We start from the raw sequence: 17,939 nt of genomic DNA on the forward strand, positions 1-17,939 counted from the left end.
GGTGCGCGGGTGGCCGTATCGAAAGGTGGCCTATGTGGTGTCCTGCACTTACTACCCTAGGTTAGTAGTCCTGCGAGTATGTACCGGTGAAGTCTTTCCCACCCTTTCGATTTCCTCGGGGGTCGCTCACCCCTCACGCGCGCGAGGCTGGAACTGCGTCCCCGGTGTGTCCCCGATGCGTCCCCGTTGGCGTAAATTGGGTTTCAAGCACGATTTACCATCGCTGTGACCGGGGGAAACTAGGTTATAAGAAAGGAGCTTTGCTCCGAAGGTTCTCTATAAGAACCTATTCGGAGTCAAACCTCCCCGCCTTCCGGCGGAACGGATCGAACCCGGCCTTGGGGGCCGGTCGCCCGTCCGCCGAGCAGGCGACAACCCGCGCACCAAAACCCCCGCGCTGCGGAGACAGCCAGACCCAGCGCACCCAACACACCCGCGCCATCCAGACCCCGAACGTCGACGCACAGTCATGGCCTACGGTCACCCAGATTCGACGCTGGGCGGAATTTTGGACGTCTCGGCTACTCCGGTCTGGGTCGGCCGATTTCAGCGGCGCAAATCGAGGTGACACTTACGTGTCAAAAGAGCCTCGCACCTCATCCCGGTGTGGACTTGCGTTCCCGCCACCACGCGGGCAGGTCACCCAGTGACGCCATGGCTACGGCCAACAAGGCGAACACACCGGCGAGCACGACCAGACCCAGTACCATCGACGTAACCCCTAATGGCGGTCTTGGGTCGATGAACGGGTAGGGGTACCAGTCGACGATCGGGCCGCGGATCAGGCTGTAGACGCCGTAGGCGACCGGGAAGATCAGCCACAGGCCGATCAGTTCGAGGCTGGGGCGCAAGCGTTGCGCCATCGCGACGAACAGCCAGTCCAGCAGCAGGACCAGCGGCACGATGCGATGCAGGACATCGTTGATCCACTTGTCGGTGAGCATCACGTCGACATCGGCCAGCAGAACCGCGTAGACGACCATCGTGATGAGCATGTACAGGGTGACCGCGCCGCGAAATATCTGCCAGCGCGGGCTCTGCGGCGCTATCAGGCCACCGACGAGCAGCACGATCACAGCCAAGATGTTGGACTCGATGGTGAAGTAGCTCAGATAGTTCGTGAGCGAGAACGTCGCCGAGTCGAGGTTCCGCACCGGGATCCAGACCAGGGCGAGGATTCCGAGCAGCCCGAAACCGAGCCGACAGGCCCTGATCCACCACGCCGTTCGCACCGAAACGCTCATGCTGTGCCCCTTTCGCATGGTCGGGCGGCCCGCCTGGCGACCCGAGGTGCCCGCTGACCGCTCATGCCCGGATCCTCGCATGACGGACCCCCGCTGACCGGGAGTTCGTGTGCGCACGGTCATCGCGTCGCGCGGTGCCGACCGGACGCGCGGACGGTGACGGGCGGGTGTCGTGGTGTGTCGTTGGTCTCCGCGACGGCGCGAGCGGGCGACGCGCGGGAAAACCGGTGGCGGGCTTCGCTAGGCTGGTAGGCGCAATGACCAGGACAGCTAGCACCGGAACCCGCGCGCTGCGCACCCGCCTGGCGGAGGTCTCGCTGCGCGATGAACATCGGCTCCGGCGCAAGCTCGACCGTGCGCGCCCCGACGACCTGCCCGCCGTCGAGGCCGAGATCGCCACCGCCGAGACCCGCGTGGCCAATCGCCGCGCGGCGCTTCCGCAGATCACCTACCCCGAACAACTGCCGGTTTCCGCGCGCCGCGACGACATCGCCGCCGCCATCGCCGCCAACCAGGTCGTGATCGTGGCCGGTGAGACGGGCTCGGGCAAGACCACCCAGATCCCGAAGATCTGCCTCGAACTCGGTCGCGGAATCCGCGGCACCATCGGTCACACCCAGCCGCGCAGGCTCGCCGCGCGCACCGTGGCCGAACGCATCGCCGAGGAACTGGGCACCGAACTCGGCGACGTGGTCGGCTATACCGTCCGCTTCACCGATCAGGCCTCGGATCGCACGCTGGTCAAACTCATGACCGACGGCATCCTGCTCGCCGAGATCCAGCGCGATCGGATGCTGCGCCGCTACGACACGATCATCATCGACGAGGCCCACGAACGCAGCCTCAATATCGACTTCCTGCTCGGGTATCTGAAGCAGCTGCTGCCGCAGCGGCCCGATCTCAAGGTGATCATCACCTCGGCCACGATCGATCCCGAACTGTTCGCCCGCCATTTCGCCGACGCGCACGGCACACCCGCGCCGATCGTGGAAGTGTCGGGCAGGTCGTATCCGGTGGAGTTGCGGTACCGGCCGCTGTCGCTGGAACTGCCCGGCTCCGACGACGACGAGGACACCCGGGTCGTCGACCGCGACCCCACCGACGCCATCGCCGACGGAGTCGTGGAACTGTTCGCCGCGGGCGACGGTGATGTGCTGGTGTTCCTGTCGGGCGAACGCGAGATCCGCGACACCGCAGACGCTCTGCGCGACCTGAAACTCCCCCGCACCGAGATCGTGCCGCTGTACGCGCGCCTGTCGGCCGCCGAGCAGCACAAGGTGTTCGCCCCGCACACCGGTCGCCGGGTGGTACTGGCCACCAATGTCGCCGAGACCTCGCTGACCGTGCCCGGTATCCGCTACGTGATCGACCCCGGCACCGCGCGCATCTCGCGCTATTCGATGCGGACGAAGGTGCAGCGCCTGCCGATCGAAGAGGTCTCGCAGGCCTCGGCGCGGCAGCGATCGGGTCGCTGTGGGCGCGTGGCGGACGGCATCTGTATCCGGCTGTATTCCGAGGACGATTTCGAGGCCCGGTCCGCGTTCACCGAGCCGGAGATCCTGCGCACCAACCTCGCCGCGGTCATCCTGCAGATGACGGCGCTGGGGCTGGGCGATATCGAGAGTTTCCCGTTCGTGGAGGCCCCCGACCGCCGGGCCATCCGCGACGGTATCGCCCTGCTCGAAGAGCTGGGCGCACTGGCGCACGGCAGCACGAAATCTGTTGACGGCGAAGCTGATTCGGGTAAGCATCTGACACTCACGCCGATCGGGCGGGAGATGGCGCAGCTGCCGGTGGATCCGCGGATGGCGCGCATGCTCGTCGAGGCCCAGCGCAACGGGTGCCTCGACGAGGTGCTGATCATCGTCGCGGCGCTGTCGATCCAGGATGTGCGAGAACGACCCGTCGAGCACCAGCAGGCGGCCGACACCCAGCACGCGCGCTTCGTCGTCGAGGGCTCGGACTTCCTGGCCTACCTGCGGCTGTGGGACTACCTCACCGAGCAGCGCAAATCGCTGTCGTCCAACCAGTTCCGGCGGATGTGCCGCGACGAGTTCCTGCACTACCTGCGCATCAGGGAGTGGCAGGACCTGCACGGCCAGTTGCGCACCATCGCCCGCGGGATGGGCTGGAACGACGCGGGCACGAGCCGAGGACCGACGGACTCCCGCACCACTGCGGGCGGTGCCGACGGCTCCGAGGGCAGTCGCGGACGCCGTGGCCGCGGACGCGGGAAAAGCCAACGCGCGGTGGCAGAGCCGAGCGCCGGTGCGGCCGAAACGAACGCCACTGCCGGTCGGGCCGATACCAAGGGCACCGACTCGCGACAGGCAGGTGAACGGTCTCGACGCGGCGGTGGCACAGCCACGCGTGGGCAGCAATCCGGTGGCGGGTCCTCGGATTCGGCCGACGACGCGATGCCGTGGCCCAGCGCACAGATCCACCAGTCGCTGCTGGCGGGCATGCTCTCGCACATCGGCGTGCGCGAGGCGGAATCGCGCGAGTTCCTCGGGGCCCGCAATGCGAAGTTCATGATCTTCCCCGGGTCGTCGCTGGCCAAGAAGGCGCCGCGCTGGGTGATGGCGGCCGAACTGGTGGAGACCTCGCGGCTGTGGGGACGGATCGCGGCGAAAGTGGAGCCGGAGTGGGCCGAACGGCTCGCCGGCGATCTGGTGAAACGTACCTACTCCGAACCGCATTGGTCGGCCAAGCGCGGGTCGGCGCGTGCCTACGAGCGCGCGACACTGTACGGCGTGCCGTTGGTGACCGGACGTCCCGTCGACTTCGGGCGCATCGACCCGGAACTGTCGCGCGAACTGTTCCTGCGCCATGCACTGGTGCAGGGCGAATGGCAGACACGGCACGGGTTCTTCGCCCGCAATCGCGCCCTGATCGACGATGTGGCCGACCTCGAACACCGGGCACGGCGCCGCGACCTCCTCGTCGACGACGAAGTGCTGTTCGAGTTCTACGACAAGCGCGTCCCCGCCGATGTCGTGTCGGTGCGCCATTTCGACAGCTGGTGGCGCAAGACCGAGCGCGATGACCCCACACTGCTGGACTTCTCGACCGACACCGTGGTCAATGCCGGTGTCGCCACCCTGGACCCGACCGATTTTCCCGACGCCTGGCGCCAGGGTGAACTCAGCTTCCCGCTCACCTACCAGTTCGAGCCGGGCCAGGACGACGACGGCGTCACCGCGCGGATCCCGGTGGAACAGCTCGCGCACGTGCGGGCGGTCGGCTTCGACTGGCTGGTGCCCGGCATGCGTGAGGAGCTGGCCACCGCGTTCATCAAAACACTGCCGAAAACGTTGCGGCGCGCGGTCGTTCCCGCGCCGGACTTCGCGTCGGCGGCCCTGCGCGGGCTGACACCGCGCGCCGAACCGCTGCGCACCGGGCTCGCACGGGAACTGTCCCGGCTGGGTGCGGTCACCATCACCACCGACGACCTCTCCCCCACCGCACTGCCCGATCACCTGCGGATGACCTTCGCCGCAGTCGATCTGAGCGGCAAGGTACTGGCCAAGAACAAGAGCCTGCAACAGCTCAAAGCGACACTGGCCGATCAGGTTTCGGCGTCGGTCGCGCGGGCGACCGCCGGTGCCGAGCGCGCGCCCGCGACAGTGTGGACCTCGGAGTCGCTCGGTTCGGTCGCGCCGACCGTGAGCCGCGAAGTCGCCGGCCAGACCGTGACCGGGTACCCGGCACTGGTGCCCGAGGGCGAGGGCGTCGCGGTGCGTGTCCTTAGCTCGCCCGGCGAACAGGCGGCCGCGATGCGAGCGGGCGTACGCACCCTGCTGCTCGCCGCGATCCCCACCTCGACGCGGGCGGTCACCGCCGGACTGCCCGCCCGCGATCGGCTGGCGCTGAGTCAGAACCCCGACGGTTCCCTGGACAAGCTGGTCGAGGACTGCCGGATCGCCGCCGCCGACGAACTGATCGCCAAGGCAGGCGGCCCGGTGCGCTCGCCGGAGGAGTTCGACAAACTGGTGGCCGCCGTCCGCCCGCAACTGTCCACGGCGGTCGTCGCGCTGATCCGTACCGTCGTGCCCGTCCTGGCCGCCGCCCAGCAGGCGCGTGCCGCGCTGGCCGACACCCTCGAAGCCGATATCGCCGGCGACGTGCGTCAGCAGCTCGACGACCTCCTGTTCCCCGGCTTCGTCGCCGAGTGGGGCCGGGTGCGGCTGCGCGAACTCCCGCGCTACCTCCTCGCGGCGGCCCAGCGCCTGGAATCACTGCCGGGTTCGGCGGTGCGCGACCGGCAGGCGATGGTCGAGGTGGACCGGATGCTCGCCGCCTACGACAAGCTCGTCGCCGCGCTGCCCCCGGCGCGCAAGAACGCCCGCGACGTCACCGAGATCTGGTGGATGATCGAGGAACTGCGAGTCAGCCTGTTCGCCCAGAAGCTGGGTACGCCGTATCCGGTGTCGGCCAAACGCATCGAGAAGGCGATCACCTCGATCCGGCGCTGAGAATCCGCTGCCGAGGCGGCGCCGGGGCGTGGATCAGTCGGTCGCGGCGACCGCTCGAGCAGCACGCATCTCGGTGATCTCGCGTTCGAAATCGGCTGCGCTGGTGAAGGATCGGTACACCGAGGCGAAACGCAGGTAGGCCACCTCGTCGAGGTCGCGCAGGGGGCCGAGGATGGCGAGGCCGACCTCGTGGCTCGGCACTTCGGGAGATCCCTTGGCGCGCACCGCGTCTTCGACCTGCTGGGCGAGCAGGTTCAGGGCGTCGTCGTCGACTTCACGGCCCTGGCAGGCCCGGCGCACACCGACGATCACCTTCTCGCGGCTGAACGGCTCGGTCACGCCACTGCGCTTGACCACCGACAGGATCGCGGTCTCGACGGTGGTGAATCGACGCGCACAGCTCGGGCAGGAACGACGGCGGCGGATCGCGGTGCCCTCCTCGACTTCCCGCGAGTCGACGACGCGCGAGTCGGGGTGTCGGCAATACGGGCAATGCATCCGAGGGTTCCTTCGTCGATGCGCATTTCTATTCCATGGCTCTTGACAGGATACCGGTCAGGATGGCACAACCTGCCACTGCGTGGCCAGGTCCGCGATGATGTCGGGTAGCCGGGCGAGCATCCGGCCCCGGCCGAGCTTGACGGTGAACGGTTCGCGATACACCGTCCCCGCGCGTGCCGCGTCGGTCGCGAGGTCGAGATGACGCGGCAGCAGGTCGGCGGCGATGTAGTCCCAGCGGGTCTCCCGGTCGGCCCAGTTGAACGCGGGCAGTGGCGTCCGCAGACCCATCGGCCGCCCCGCGGCGATCGGCGACCACACCGTGACCGGGGCGTACACGCCGGGGGCGCGGGTGCCGGGGACGGCGGGCTTGCCCGCGACCGTGGTGACGTAGGTGAGCACCCTGCCCATCCCGGCACGACCGCGTGCGGTCACATCCCACTGGTCGGCGATGATCTGGTTCTGTTCCCGATCGGCCATCGCGACCAGCGCGTCGCCGCGACCCGCTTCGGTGCCGCCGTCGATCCCGGCCCAGGCCGTCCGCATGCCGTCGTCGAGCAGGCCGGCCGCGGACATCTCCTCGATGCCCGCCATCCCGTCGGCGAGATAGGCCTCGTGCATCGGGACCAGGTCGATGAAGATGTGCTTCTGCATGATCATCAGCCGGGTCTGATACCAGGCCAGGTCGGCGGCGGTCAGCCGAGGGCCGAGGGCGGCCAGACCGCTGATATCGGCCGGGACGCCGGCGAGCAGTTCCGGCGGGGTGGCACGCAACAGGTCGGCGACAGCATTGCCGAGTTCGTGGATTCCGCCCACGGACACACCGCCGGCGACGTCACCGACGTCGAAGAAGCCGGCGGCGAAGGACGCGCCCGCGATGCCCGCCATGCCCGCCCAGTAGAGATCGGAGCGGGTGGCGGCGAGGCGGAAGTAGTTCACGTACACCTGGCTGAAGGTGGCGGAATTGGCCGCGACGCCACGCTCGGGCGCCCAGGCTTCGAGGTCGATCGCGGCATTGTCGGTGGCGACGACGAGCCAGTACTGGTGCAGCAGCGTCGCGTACCGCGCGGGGTCGATGCCGTCGTCGCGCGCCTGGGTGAGTGCGTCCCGCAGGGGTTGCTGCGCCGAGGGCAGCGCCGGGTGCAGCCCGCCACCGTATTCGCCCACACCGTTGAGCGCGGGGAGATCGAGGTACTCGGTGTAGCCGGGAGCCGCGTGCGCGGCGGGTGCCAGTAGGGCACCGAGCACCACACCGAGCAGTAGAGCGATCGAGCAGCGGCGCACCGAGACCTCGCATCCGGGTTCGACCGGGGCCCCCGCCCCGATTCAGGATGCTCGTCACCGTAGCAACGTGTTCTAGTTTCAGGGTGTGATTCGTCGATACAGATGATCTCGCACACTGCCGGAACCCGCGGCGAAAATGCTTCCGCGCAGCGATTTTCGACTCATCGCCCCGGCTCGGACCCCGCTCCGGACCCGAACCCGGCCTGCTCCGAAATTCCGGGCGTCGTCGAGTCGACGTGGTCGGCGAAACTACCCGCGCGCACGTGGGCGAGCCCGAGAAAGGCGACGACGATCAGCGCGGTCACCAGCGCCGTCACGGCGAGCGCGGCGAACCCGGCCTTGGCCTGCTCGACTCGATGCAGCGGGTGGACGCCCCGCGCGCGGCCGGTACGCACGGGACCGCGGGCATAGAGCGCGAGATCGCTGTGCGGCGCGCGGTGCCGCGGGCCGCGGTCCGCCGCCGGCGGGCGAACGATCTCACGGGAACGGCGCGCCGGTGCGCTGCGGGGCACGGTGGCGAAGGCGAGATCGAGTTCGGCGTCGGTGAGGTCTATCCGCCGGGGAACGCGGACGATGTCGGCGGCTTCGGTCGCGGGCAGGCCGTTCGCGGGTGGGCTCAACTCGCCGGAGCGGACGATACTGCGTGCCACGCTCGCGGACGCGGTCGCGACCGGGCGAGGCGAGGCGGGGCTTGCGATGGGCGCGGTCGACGATGCTTCGACGGCCTGGCGTTCGATGCCCGTCGAGCGTGACATCGCCGATCGAACCACGGCGAAAGGTCGTGGGGTGCGGGCGGACCGGCGGCGGCGGAGCACGGGCTCCGGGGCGGCGGTGCGGTCTACGGAACGCAGGGCGCTGGTTGCTGTGCTCATCGGAAGAACCTCCGGGGTGGTGTGCTCCGCTGCTGCGAGAAAGTACTGGTGAGGCGGCAATGCCTCCCGCCGTTCGAACACCTGTGCGACGAACTGATGTTCGATTTCTACCAGATCCCCGCGCCGCTGTCAGCACGAAACGCCCGACATGCTCGAACAGATGTTTGATAGTTCGGCGTGGCACGACTAGCCTCGAGATGGCGAATTCGACAACTGGAAGGGCGGGACACGGTGACCCACACAGACGACACGGGTGACGAAAGCGGCACCGGCACCGTCACATCGGGATCCGGGACGGATCTCACCGTGCGTCAACGCACGGTCCTCGATGTCATCCGCTCCTCGGTGACCGAACGGGGCTACCCGCCCAGCATCCGTGAGATCGGCGACGCGGTCGGCCTCACCTCCACCTCCTCGGTGGCTCATCAACTGCGCGCCCTCGAACGCAAGGGCTACCTCCGTCGCGACCCGAACCGGCCGCGCGCGGTGAATGTCCGCGGACTCGACGAGGCGGTTCGCTCGGTCACCACGCTGTCCCAGCAGACCGACGAGGTCGACCCGAGCCGCCCGACTCCGACCTTCGTCCCGGTCCTCGGCCGGATCGCCGCCGGTGGCCCGATCCTGGCCGAGCAGGCCGTGGAAGATGTGTTCCCGCTGCCGCGCGAACTCGTCGGCGAGGGATCACTGTTCCTGCTCAAGGTCGTCGGCCAGTCGATGGTCGACGCGGCCATCTGCGACGGTGACTTCGTGGTGGTACGTCAGCAGAACGTCGCCGAGGGTGGCGACATCGTCGCGGCGATGATCGACGGCGAGGCCACCGTGAAGACCTTCAAACGCAGCGGTAAGGACGTGTGGCTGATGCCGCACAACCCGCACTTCGAGCCGATCCCCGGCAACGACGCGCAAATCCTGGGCAAGGTCGTCACCGTCATCCGCAAGGTCTAGCGGCGCGCGGTCGCGGTCATCTCCCAGATCAGCAGCTCGGCGGCGGTCACCGCGGTGACGCGGTGGCCGCCGGTCGCTGTCAGGCGGACGGCGTCGCCCTGCTCCAGGGTGCCGTAGCCCTCGTAGTCGGCGGTGCCACGAGCGAGGAAGACGTGACCGTAGGGCGCATCGGGGACGGTGATCGCCTGGCCAGGGTCCAGCCGCGCGACGTGGAAGGCAGCGTGGCGGTTACCGATCCCGATCGCCGCCTCGCCGCGATGGCGCGCCATACCGGACGCCACCGGCACCAGCGCGTTGCGGGCGAGGTCACCTTCGATATCGAGTTCCTGGTAGCTCGGGGCGACGCCCGTCGCGTCCGGCGGTATCCACATCTGCACGACGTGCAGCCGCTCCTTCTCCCGGTAGCCCGCCCCGTTGCGCTCCGAATGCAGGATGCCCGCGCCCGCGCTCATCCGCTGCGCGAGGCCGGGACGGATCACCCCCGAGTGTCCGGCCGAATCCTGATGCACCACGGTGCCTTCCAGCACCCAGGTGAGGATCTCGGTGTCGCGGTGCTGATGGGTGTCGAAGCCCTCGCCCGGGTCGACGATGTCCTCGTTGTGCACGAGCAGCAGCCCGTGCGCGGAGTCCTCGAGCACGAAGTTGCCGGTGACCGGGAACGACTGGCGCGAGTCGAGCCATTCGTTGCGCCAGCGCCTGCGGTCGGCGCCGGGCACGACCTGGACCTGTTCCGTCACGATCATCGCCACCCTCTCGTTATCCGGACCCTAGTCCGTATAACTGGGGTAACGAGATCGGCGCCGCGGGCATTCCGCACCGGCACGAACGCGTCTGCCCTGCGGCGCCGATCCAGCCGATCAGGCGGTTGCGGTCACCAGGGCAGCGCGTTGCGCAGGCGGCCGACCAGCGTGCGCCCGCTGTCGCGGTCGCGCTCGTTGAACAGGAACTGCAGTTCTTCCTCGAGGCCCTTGCGCACCACATCACGCAGATCGGCGGACGCACCGTCGATGTCGTCGGCGTCCATCCACGGTGTGGGGTCGATCGGCGCGCCCGCCGAGAAGTAGAACCGTTCCGGGCGGGGCAGCGGCGTCGGGCCGACTCCCTTGACCAGCGGCGGGCTCAACTCGGGATTGATCCCGAGCAGGCGGCAGGTCCAGCGCAGCGGAGACATCACCGGGTGCTGACCGTCGACGACGATGTCGTAGGCATCGTCGATGCCGATCATCGCCAGCGGCACGATCGGCACCCCCGCCTGGATCGCCATCCGCGCGAACCCGGTGCGGCCCTCCCACTTCAGCTCGTACTTCTCGCCGCTGCGGCGGATCGCCTCCCGGCCACCGCCGGGGAACACCACCACCGCCTCCCCGCGCTCGAGCAGCGCCAGGCAGTTCGAGCGGGTACCGCGCACCGCACCGAAATGATGCAGGAAATCCCGCACGCCGGGCACCATCAGCACATGCTCGGCCAGACCGCGCACCAGCCTGCCGCGCTGGCGCAGGATCTCCGGCATGATCAGCGGTGCGTCGATCCCGCCGAGCAGATTGTGGTTGGCCACGATCAGCACCGGCCCTTCGGCCGGAATATTGTCCAGACCGTAGAACTTCGGACTGGTCCACGCCCGCAGCGGCGCGAGCACCGCTTCGAACGCGCGGATGTCCCATTCACTCGGCGCCGGGTTCAGCGGCGCCCCATCCGAGAGAACAGGGTCGCCCACCGCAACCCTGTTCTCCGTCACTTTTTCCGTACCTTGATGGTCGTTCGACATAACACCCTCCTGCTGTCGATATTCGACCATAGCGTTCGAAAATCCCTGTGTCGCATCGACATTTGTCCGCAACCGGCGGGCAAATCAGCGAAAAAGATCAGCTGAGCACCGGTTCCGCGGGACCGGAGTGCGCGTACTCGGACAGGGCGGCGGCCAACGCGTGCGGCACGCGCGCGCGAACCCGGGTACCGCCCTCCTCGTGCTCGGCGGTGACGATCCGGCCGTCCGCGTGGATGCGGGCGAGCAGGTCGCCACGGCTGTAGGGCAGCAGCACACTGATGTCGACATCGAGTCCGCCGAGCACCTCCGAGAGCCGCTCACGCAACTCGTCCACGCCCGCGCCGGTCTGGGCGGAGACGAACGCCGCCTGCGGCAACATGCCGCGCAACCGGGTGAGCTCGTTCGGGTCGGCGGCGTCGATCTTGTTGACCACCAGCAGTTCCGGCGGCGCCGGCGTGCCCTGCTCCCTGATCACATCGGTGATCACCTCGCGGACCGCCTTGATCTGTTCGAGCGGCAGCGGATCGGCGCCGTCGACGACGTGCAGCAGCAGATCGGCGCCGGTGACCTCTTCCAGGGTCGAGCGGAAGGCCTCGACCAGCTGGGTCGGCAGGTGGCGGACGAAGCCGACGGTGTCGGTGAACACCATCTCGCGGCCGTCGTCGAGCGCGGCCCGGCGGGTGGTCGGGTCCAGGGTGGCGAACAGCGCGTTCTGCACGAGCAGGCCGGCGCCGGTGAGCGCGTTCATCAGGCTGGACTTGCCCGCGTTGGTGTAGCCGACGATCGCGATCGAGGGCACTCCGCTCTCGGTGCGGCGCGCGCGCATGGTGTCACGGGCGGTCTTCATCTCCCGGATCTCGCGGCGCAGTTTGGCCATCCGTTCGCGGATCCGGCGACGATCGGTTTCGATCTTCGTCTCACCGGGACCGCGGGTGCCGACGCCACCGCCGGCGCCGCCCGCCCGGCCACCGGCCTGACGAGACATCGACTCACCCCAGCCGCGCAGGCGCGGCAGCATGTACTCCATCTGCGCCAGCGCGACCTGGGCCTTACCCTCGCGAGAGGTGGCGTGCTGGGCGAAGATGTCGAGGATCAGCGCGGTCCGGTCGATGACCTTCACCTTGACGACCTTCTCCAGCGCGGTGAGCTGCGCGGGCGTGAGTTCACCGTCGCAGATCACCGTGTCGGCACCGGTGTCGAGAACGACCGTGCGCAGCTCTTCGGCCTTGCCGGAGCCGATGTAGGTGGCCGGGTCGGGCTTGTCGCGGCGCTGGATCAGCGCCTCGAGGACCTCCGAGCCCGCGGTCTCGGCGAGCGCGGCCAGTTCGACCATGCTCCCCTCGGCCTGGGCCGAACTGCCGCTGGTCCAGACACCGACCAGCACCACGCGCTCGAGGCGCAGCTGGCGGTACTCGACCTCGGTGATGTCGGTGAGCTCGGTGGACAACCCGGCGACGCGTCGCAGCGACGAGCGCTCGTCGAGCTGCATCTCGCCGACGGTCGGATCGGCCGCCCAACCGGGCTGTTTCATGCGGGCCGCGTGGCGGGCCAGCGCATCATCGACGTCACCGCGATCGGCGGCGACGTCGGGATCGGCCGCGGTGGTGTGCTCGGCCGATGTGGATTCTGTGGGTTCTACTGGTTTCGTCATACGTTCTCTATGCTGCCACGTCCGGGTGACAGCGTGCACGCGGTTATCGGTGCTACTGCGCGTCCCACCAGGACTGCGACAGCGTTCCCGAGGCCAGCAGGACCGAGGGACCGCGCAACCAGGCACGTCCGTCGGCGATCCCGACACGCACCTGCCCGCCGGGCACACGCACGGTGACCTCGCCGGATTCGGTGCCGATCGACACACCGGCGGCGGTCAGCGCGGCAGCGGCGGCGGCCACGGTGCCGGTGCCACAGGAACGGGTTTCGCCGACGCCGCGTTCGTACACGCGCATGTCGACGCTGTTGTCCGCGTCGAGCGCGGTGAGGATCTCGACGTTCACCCCGTGCGGGAACAGGTCGGGGTCGAAGCCGGGGGAAACGCTCAGGTCGAGTTTGGCGAGCGCGTCGACGGTCAGACTGTCGTCGACGCAGGCCAGATGCGGATTGCCGACATCTATGCCGATTCCGGCCAGGGCCCAGCCCGCCAGGGTCGCGGTGGACGGGCCGAGTTCGCGGACGACGCCCATGTCCACCGTCACCTCACCGTCGGTCCGACCGGCGGCGTGCACCACGACCGGACGGGCGCCCGCACGGCTGCCGACGACGTATTCGGTGCGCTGTTCGAGCCCGGTGGCACCGAGGTAGTGCGCGAAGACCCGCACGCCGTTGCCGCACATCTCGGCGATCGACCCGTCACCGTTGCGGTAGTCCATGAACCAGTCCTCGGCGCCGACGCCCTCCGGCAGCGCTTCCAGCACACCGGCGGCGAGCAACGCACCGGCCTTCGCCACGCGCAACACGCCGTCGGCGCCGAGGCCACGCTGCCGGTCGCACAGTGCGGCGACGCGGTCGGCCGTCAGGTCGAGGCGCACCTCGAGGTCGGGCAGCACCACGAAGTCGTTCTGGGTGCCGTGGCCCTTGCTGAATTCGATGTCGGACACGTCGGCCATTCTCCTCTGCGCCGTCGACGGTTTCACTACCGGGCGAAGGTACGCCGCTGCCGGGCGATCTCGTAGAGGCTGATCGCCCCCGCCGACGGCGCGCCGAGCGAACTGGCGGTGCCGCCCATCGGGATGGTGACCAGGTCGTCGCACGCGTCGGCCCAGGCCGAGCTCATGCCGGTGGTCTCGTTGCCGACGACCAGAATCGTCGCCTCGGTGAAGTCGTGGTCGTAGATGGTGCCCGGCGCGTGTTCATCGGTGCCGACGATGCGGGTGGGGATGCCGCGCGCCGCCTGGCGGTCGCGGAATTCGAGTACCTGACCGGGGCCCGCCGCGCGCAGCACCGGCACGGCGAACAGCGAGCCGGTCGAGGCGCGCACGGCCTGCGGGTCGAACTGGTCGGCGCCGTGACCGGTGACGATCACCCCGGAAGCGCCGAAGGCGTCGGCCGAGCGGATCAAGGTGCCGAGGTTGCCGGGCGAGTTCGGGCGATCGAACACGACGACCACCGGGGCGTCCTCCCCCGGCTCACCGGGTGCGTAGTCGGCCAGATCGCGGTGTCGCGACACCGCGACCGCCACGATCTCCGGTGCGCTCGCCGCCTTCTCTCCCAGATCGGCCATGAGCTCGGGCACGAGGCCCACCTGCGGCACGTCGGCGGTGTCGAGGATCTCGCGCGCCCAGCTCGACAGTTCGGGGCCACCGAGCCGGTAGAGCAGGGTTTCCAGCGGCCAGTCATTGGCCAGCGCCTGCGTGATCGGGCGCACGCCTTGCACGAGGAACCGGCCGTCACGATGACGTTTCGTCCGATTGTTGAGGTATGCCTGCCACACCTGCACCGAGGCGTTGCGGGTACTCACTCGTCGCGTCACTGCGCTGTCCGTCCTATCGGGTCGGTATTCGCTTCGGAGAGCAGGGCCAGCGCGGTCGCGGCGAGCTCGGGATCGGCCCCGTCGACCCAGGAGACCCTGGGGTCACGACGGAACCACGACCGCTGCCGTCGCACGTAGCGACGGGTGCCGATCAGGGTGCGTTCGCGAGCGTGGCCGAGGTCGTATTCGTCGTCGAGGTAGGCCAGCACCTGGGCGTAGCCGATCGCGCGGCGGGCGGTCTGGCCTTCGCGCAGGCCCCGGTCGATCAGTCCGCGGACCTCGTCGACCAGACCGTGTTCGAACATCAGGGCGGTGCGGGTCTCGATGCGGGCATCGAGGGCGGCGGTCTCCCGGTCGACGCCGAGAATCGCGGTGTTCCAGCGCGGGGCGCCGATGGTCGGGGCCGAGGCGGCGAACGGGCGACCGGTCAGCTCGACCACCTCGAGCGCGCGCACCATGCGCCGCCCGTCGGTGGGCAGAATGGTCGCCGCGGCGACCGGGTCGGCCTCGCGCAGCGCCGCGTGCAGCGCCTGCACCCCGCCCTCCTCCAGGAGCGCTTCCCAGCGGGCGCGGACCTCGGGATCGGTGGCCGGGAAATCCCACTCGTCGAGCAGCGCCTGCACGTACATCATCGAACCGCCGACGATGACCGGGGTCTTCGCACGCGCCATGATGTCCTCGACGACGGCACGGGCCGCGCTCTGGTAGGCGGCGACAGTCGCCGTCTCGGTGACGTCGAGCACGTCGAGCAGGTGGTGCGGGATACCGCGTCGCTGGTCGGGCGCCAGTTTCGCGGTGCCGACATCCATCCCGCGATAGAGCTGCATCGCGTCGATGTTGACGATCTCGCCGCCGAGTTCGGTGGCGAGATCGAGGGCGAGGTCGGATTTCCCGGTGGCGGTGGGGCCGACGACCGCGATCGGTCTGCTCGTCACTCGTCGATCCCTTCCCGTCCACCCGGTTGCCACACGCTCACGTCGTAGCCGACGCCATAGGGTGCGCCCTGGTACAGGGTACGGACCCGCGGATCGGCCGAATCGGCGGCGAACAGACCGCCGAGTACCTGGTAGGCGGCGCGGCCGTCGACGAGCAGCGCCGCGCACAGGTCCGGCTCGAGCGCGGCCAAGCCTGCCCGCGAACCCGTGCGCAGCGCCGCGTCGAGGTCGTGCTGAACAGCGGTGGCCCGCTCGTCGAGATAGCCGGGCGACTTGACCGTCAACGTCGCGGCACCGTCCGCGACGACGAGCACCGCGCACGGGTCCTGCTCGCTGTCCAGTTCGGCGCGCAGCGCGGCGCCCGCCGCGGTGCAATCGATGGCCGAGGTGCCCGCGGCGAACAGCCGGGCCCGCACCGAGATCCGGGGCGCGGCCTGCTCCCGCAACCATCCGGCGACCAGTACCGGAAGGGGAAGCTGAGCGTCTGCTGGACCGGGGTCCTCGCCCGCCGGGCCGAGTCCGACGACGACGTCGGCGCCGAACCCACGGAAGGTCCCCCGGGTCGCCGAACCGTAGGCCAGGTCATGGCTACCGACTCCGACGACGACCCACCGGTCGGCGGCCTCGGCGAGGGCCGCGGCGGCGTCGAGGGCGGCCGCGCGCAGCACCACGGTCGGATCGTCGGGATCGCTGCCGGACACCGGGACTCGCCCACACAGTTCGGGCACCAGCATCGGCGGCGACGGGACCAGGGCCGCTATCGAGAACACGCGGTAACCGTAGCCGCAGCGCGCACCGGGGCCCACATCCGGCGCGGCGCGGGCGCGCGGCGGTCTGCGAGTGTCCGGCGTAGGGATGCCCGCCGAGATTGCTAGTGTTTTCAGGTGCGACTACCCACGTCGTCCGGGACGAAATCCCAGGAAATCCGCTATTCGATCCTCCGGATCGATGGTTTCCGCGGCTCGAACCGGGTTCAATGGGATGTGCTAGGGCGTAACCAGGCAGCCGTGACGCGCGGCAGGGACGGAGAGCAATGACCGACAGCAACGGAACCGCGAAGCCCACCCCAGGTCCGGCCCCGCGACCGTCCGGTACCCCCAAGCCCGGCGGGAATGCTCCGCGTCCGCCGAAACCCCATGCCGTGAAACCGGCGCCGGGCCCCGATCAACCGCATCCGCACGCCGTGATCGTGCCCAGTGCCACCGACCCGGGCAAGTGGGGCCGCGTCGACGAAGACGGCACCGCCTGGGTGCGGACCGCGGATGGCGAACGGATCGTCGGCTCCTGGCAGGCGGGCGACGTCGCCGAGGGCTTGGCGCACTTCGGCCGCCGCTTCGACGATCTGGCGACCGAGGTCGCGCTGCTCGAGGCCAGGCTGGCCGCGGGGGCCGATGCCCGCAAGACCAAGGCGGCCGCGCTGGCACTGGCCGAGACGCTGCCGACGGCGGCCGTCATCGGCGATATCGACGGCCTCGCCGCGCGGCTACAGGTCATCACCGAACACTCCGAGGAAGCCGCCGCGCACGCCAAGGAGGAGAAGGACCGCGCCCGCCACGAGCACACCGAGCGCAAGGAAGCTCTCGCCGCCGAGGCCGAGCAGATCGCCGCCGAATCCACCCAGTGGAAGGCCGCGGGCGACCGGCTGCGCGAGATCCTCGACGAGTGGAAGTCGATCCGCGGGGTCGACCGCAAGGTCGACGACGCGCTGTGGAAGCGCTATTCCAAGGCCCGTGAGGCGTTCAACCGCCGGCGCGGCGCCCACTTCGCCGACCTCGACCGCGAACGCGCCACCGCCAAGACGCGCAAGGAAGAGCTGTGCGTGCGCGCCGAGGAGCTGGCCGACTCCACCGACTGGACCGGCACCGCCGCGGTGTTCCGCGACCTGCTCACCGAGTGGAAGGCCGCGGGCCGGGCACCGCGCGAGGCCGACGAGTCGCTGTGGCGACGGTTCAAGAGCGCCCAGGATGTGTTCTTCGCCGCCCGCAACGCGGCGGTCAGCGAGCGCGACGCCGAGTTCGATCACAACGCCGCCGCCAAGCTGGAACTGCTGGCCGCTTACGAGCACATCGACCCGGCCAACGGCGTGGACGCCGCCCGCAACGCGCTGCGCGAGCTGCAGGACAAGTGGGACGCCATCGGCAAGGTCCCCCGCGAGCGCATGCAGGAACTCGAAGCCAAGCTGCGCGCCATCGAGAAGCGGGTTCGCGACGCGGCCGATCAGCAGTGGCGTCGTTCCGATCCCGAGGCCGTCGCGCGAGCCGCGCAGTTCCGTGAGCGGGTCGCCCAGTTCGAGGAGCAGGCCGCCAAGGCCACCGCGGCGGGCAAAAAGCGCGATGCGGAGAAGGCGCTCGAGCAGGCACAGCAGTGGCGCGAATGGGCCGAAGCCGCAGAGGGCGCAGTCAGCAATCTGTGAGCGGGACAGAAAGAAACCCCCGGCCGATTCGGTCGGGGGTTT

The 17,939-nt window shown here is 69.4% G+C and carries 14 protein-coding genes; 3 read left to right on the forward strand and 11 right to left on the reverse strand.

Annotated features, from left to right (window positions below; all coding sequences use genetic code 11):
* Positions 1-596 precede the first annotated feature (596 nt).
* The gene (locus ACWFRF_RS14340; RefSeq protein WP_452450298.1) at positions 597-1,244 is read right to left on the reverse strand and encodes a Pr6Pr family membrane protein; all 648 of its coding nucleotides are present in this window, start codon (positions 1,242-1,244) and stop codon (positions 597-599) included.
* 257 nt (positions 1,245-1,501) lie between these two features.
* On the opposite strand from ACWFRF_RS14340, the gene hrpA reads away from it, so the two are divergent.
* Positions 1,502-5,719, forward strand: a complete 4,218-nt coding sequence (gene hrpA / locus ACWFRF_RS14345; protein ID WP_452450300.1) for an ATP-dependent RNA helicase HrpA — start codon at positions 1,502-1,504, stop codon at positions 5,717-5,719.
* A gap of 33 nt (positions 5,720-5,752) precedes the next feature.
* Here the strand turns inward: hrpA and nrdR are convergent, their stop codons facing one another.
* The 3 genes from nrdR to ACWFRF_RS14360 form a co-directional block, all read right to left on the reverse strand.
* Positions 5,753-6,217 carry a transcriptional regulator NrdR gene (nrdR, locus tag ACWFRF_RS14350; protein ID WP_378626625.1) on the reverse strand — a complete coding sequence of 155 codons (465 nt, stop codon included), beginning with the start codon at positions 6,215-6,217 and terminating at the stop codon, positions 5,753-5,755.
* Positions 6,218-6,274: 57 nt separating this feature from the next.
* Positions 6,275-7,501 carry a hypothetical protein gene (locus tag ACWFRF_RS14355; RefSeq protein ID WP_452450302.1) on the reverse strand — a complete coding sequence of 409 codons (1,227 nt, stop codon included), beginning with the start codon at positions 7,499-7,501 and terminating at the stop codon, positions 6,275-6,277.
* Positions 7,502-7,662: 161 nt separating this feature from the next.
* A complete protein-coding gene (locus tag ACWFRF_RS14360) occupies positions 7,663-8,373 on the reverse strand; it encodes a hypothetical protein (protein ID WP_452450304.1) in 711 nt (236 codons plus the stop codon).
* Positions 8,374-8,679: 306 nt separating this feature from the next.
* Between ACWFRF_RS14360 and lexA the strand changes: the two genes are divergently transcribed.
* Positions 8,680-9,318 carry a transcriptional repressor LexA gene (gene lexA, locus ACWFRF_RS14365; protein ID WP_379312155.1) on the forward strand — a complete coding sequence of 213 codons (639 nt, stop codon included), beginning with the start codon at positions 8,680-8,682 and terminating at the stop codon, positions 9,316-9,318.
* Here the strand turns inward: lexA and ACWFRF_RS14370 are convergent.
* The 7 genes from ACWFRF_RS14370 to ACWFRF_RS14400 all read right to left on the reverse strand — a co-directional run bounded on the left by ACWFRF_RS14370 (position 9,315) and on the right by ACWFRF_RS14400 (position 16,254).
* Positions 9,315-10,061 (reverse strand): pirin family protein, encoded by a 747-nt coding sequence (locus ACWFRF_RS14370; RefSeq protein WP_449967408.1) that lies wholly within the window; start codon positions 10,059-10,061, stop codon positions 9,315-9,317. The genes lexA and ACWFRF_RS14370 overlap by 4 nt on opposite strands.
* 128 nt (positions 10,062-10,189) lie before the next feature.
* On the reverse strand, positions 10,190-11,053 hold the full coding sequence (locus tag ACWFRF_RS14375) for a lysophospholipid acyltransferase family protein (RefSeq protein WP_379312148.1): 864 nt from the start codon (positions 11,051-11,053) through the stop codon (positions 10,190-10,192).
* Between the two features lie 127 nt (positions 11,054-11,180).
* On the reverse strand, positions 11,181-12,614 hold the full coding sequence (gene hflX, locus ACWFRF_RS14380) for a GTPase HflX (protein ID WP_449967504.1): 1,434 nt from the start codon (positions 12,612-12,614) through the stop codon (positions 11,181-11,183).
* 172 nt (positions 12,615-12,786) lie between these two features.
* Entirely contained in the window at positions 12,787-13,668 is an 882-nt protein-coding gene (gene dapF / locus ACWFRF_RS14385; RefSeq protein ID WP_378989118.1) for a diaminopimelate epimerase, read from the reverse strand.
* A 44-nt stretch (positions 13,669-13,712) separates the two neighbouring features.
* Positions 13,713-14,549: a TrmH family RNA methyltransferase gene (locus tag ACWFRF_RS14390; RefSeq protein ID WP_387442418.1), complete on the reverse strand. Its 837-nt coding sequence runs from the start codon at positions 14,547-14,549 to the stop codon at positions 13,713-13,715.
* Entirely contained in the window at positions 14,546-15,484 is a 939-nt protein-coding gene (miaA, locus tag ACWFRF_RS14395; protein ID WP_452450307.1) for a tRNA (adenosine(37)-N6)-dimethylallyltransferase MiaA, read from the reverse strand. The genes ACWFRF_RS14390 and miaA overlap by 4 nt, the downstream gene beginning before the upstream one ends.
* Complete coding sequence (locus tag ACWFRF_RS14400) at positions 15,481-16,254, reverse strand: hypothetical protein (RefSeq protein ID WP_452450309.1); 774 nt, start codon at positions 16,252-16,254, stop codon at positions 15,481-15,483. Before ACWFRF_RS14400 ends, miaA begins: the two co-directional genes overlap by 4 nt.
* A gap of 263 nt (positions 16,255-16,517) precedes the next feature.
* Here ACWFRF_RS14400 and ACWFRF_RS14405 point away from each other — a divergent pair, with 263 nt between their 5' ends.
* Positions 16,518-17,897, forward strand: coding sequence for a DUF349 domain-containing protein (locus tag ACWFRF_RS14405; protein ID WP_378988544.1), 1,380 nt, complete (start codon positions 16,518-16,520; stop codon positions 17,895-17,897).
* Positions 17,898-17,939 lie beyond the last annotated feature (42 nt).

The sequence above is a fragment of the Nocardia sp. NPDC055165 genome (assembly GCF_053606985.1).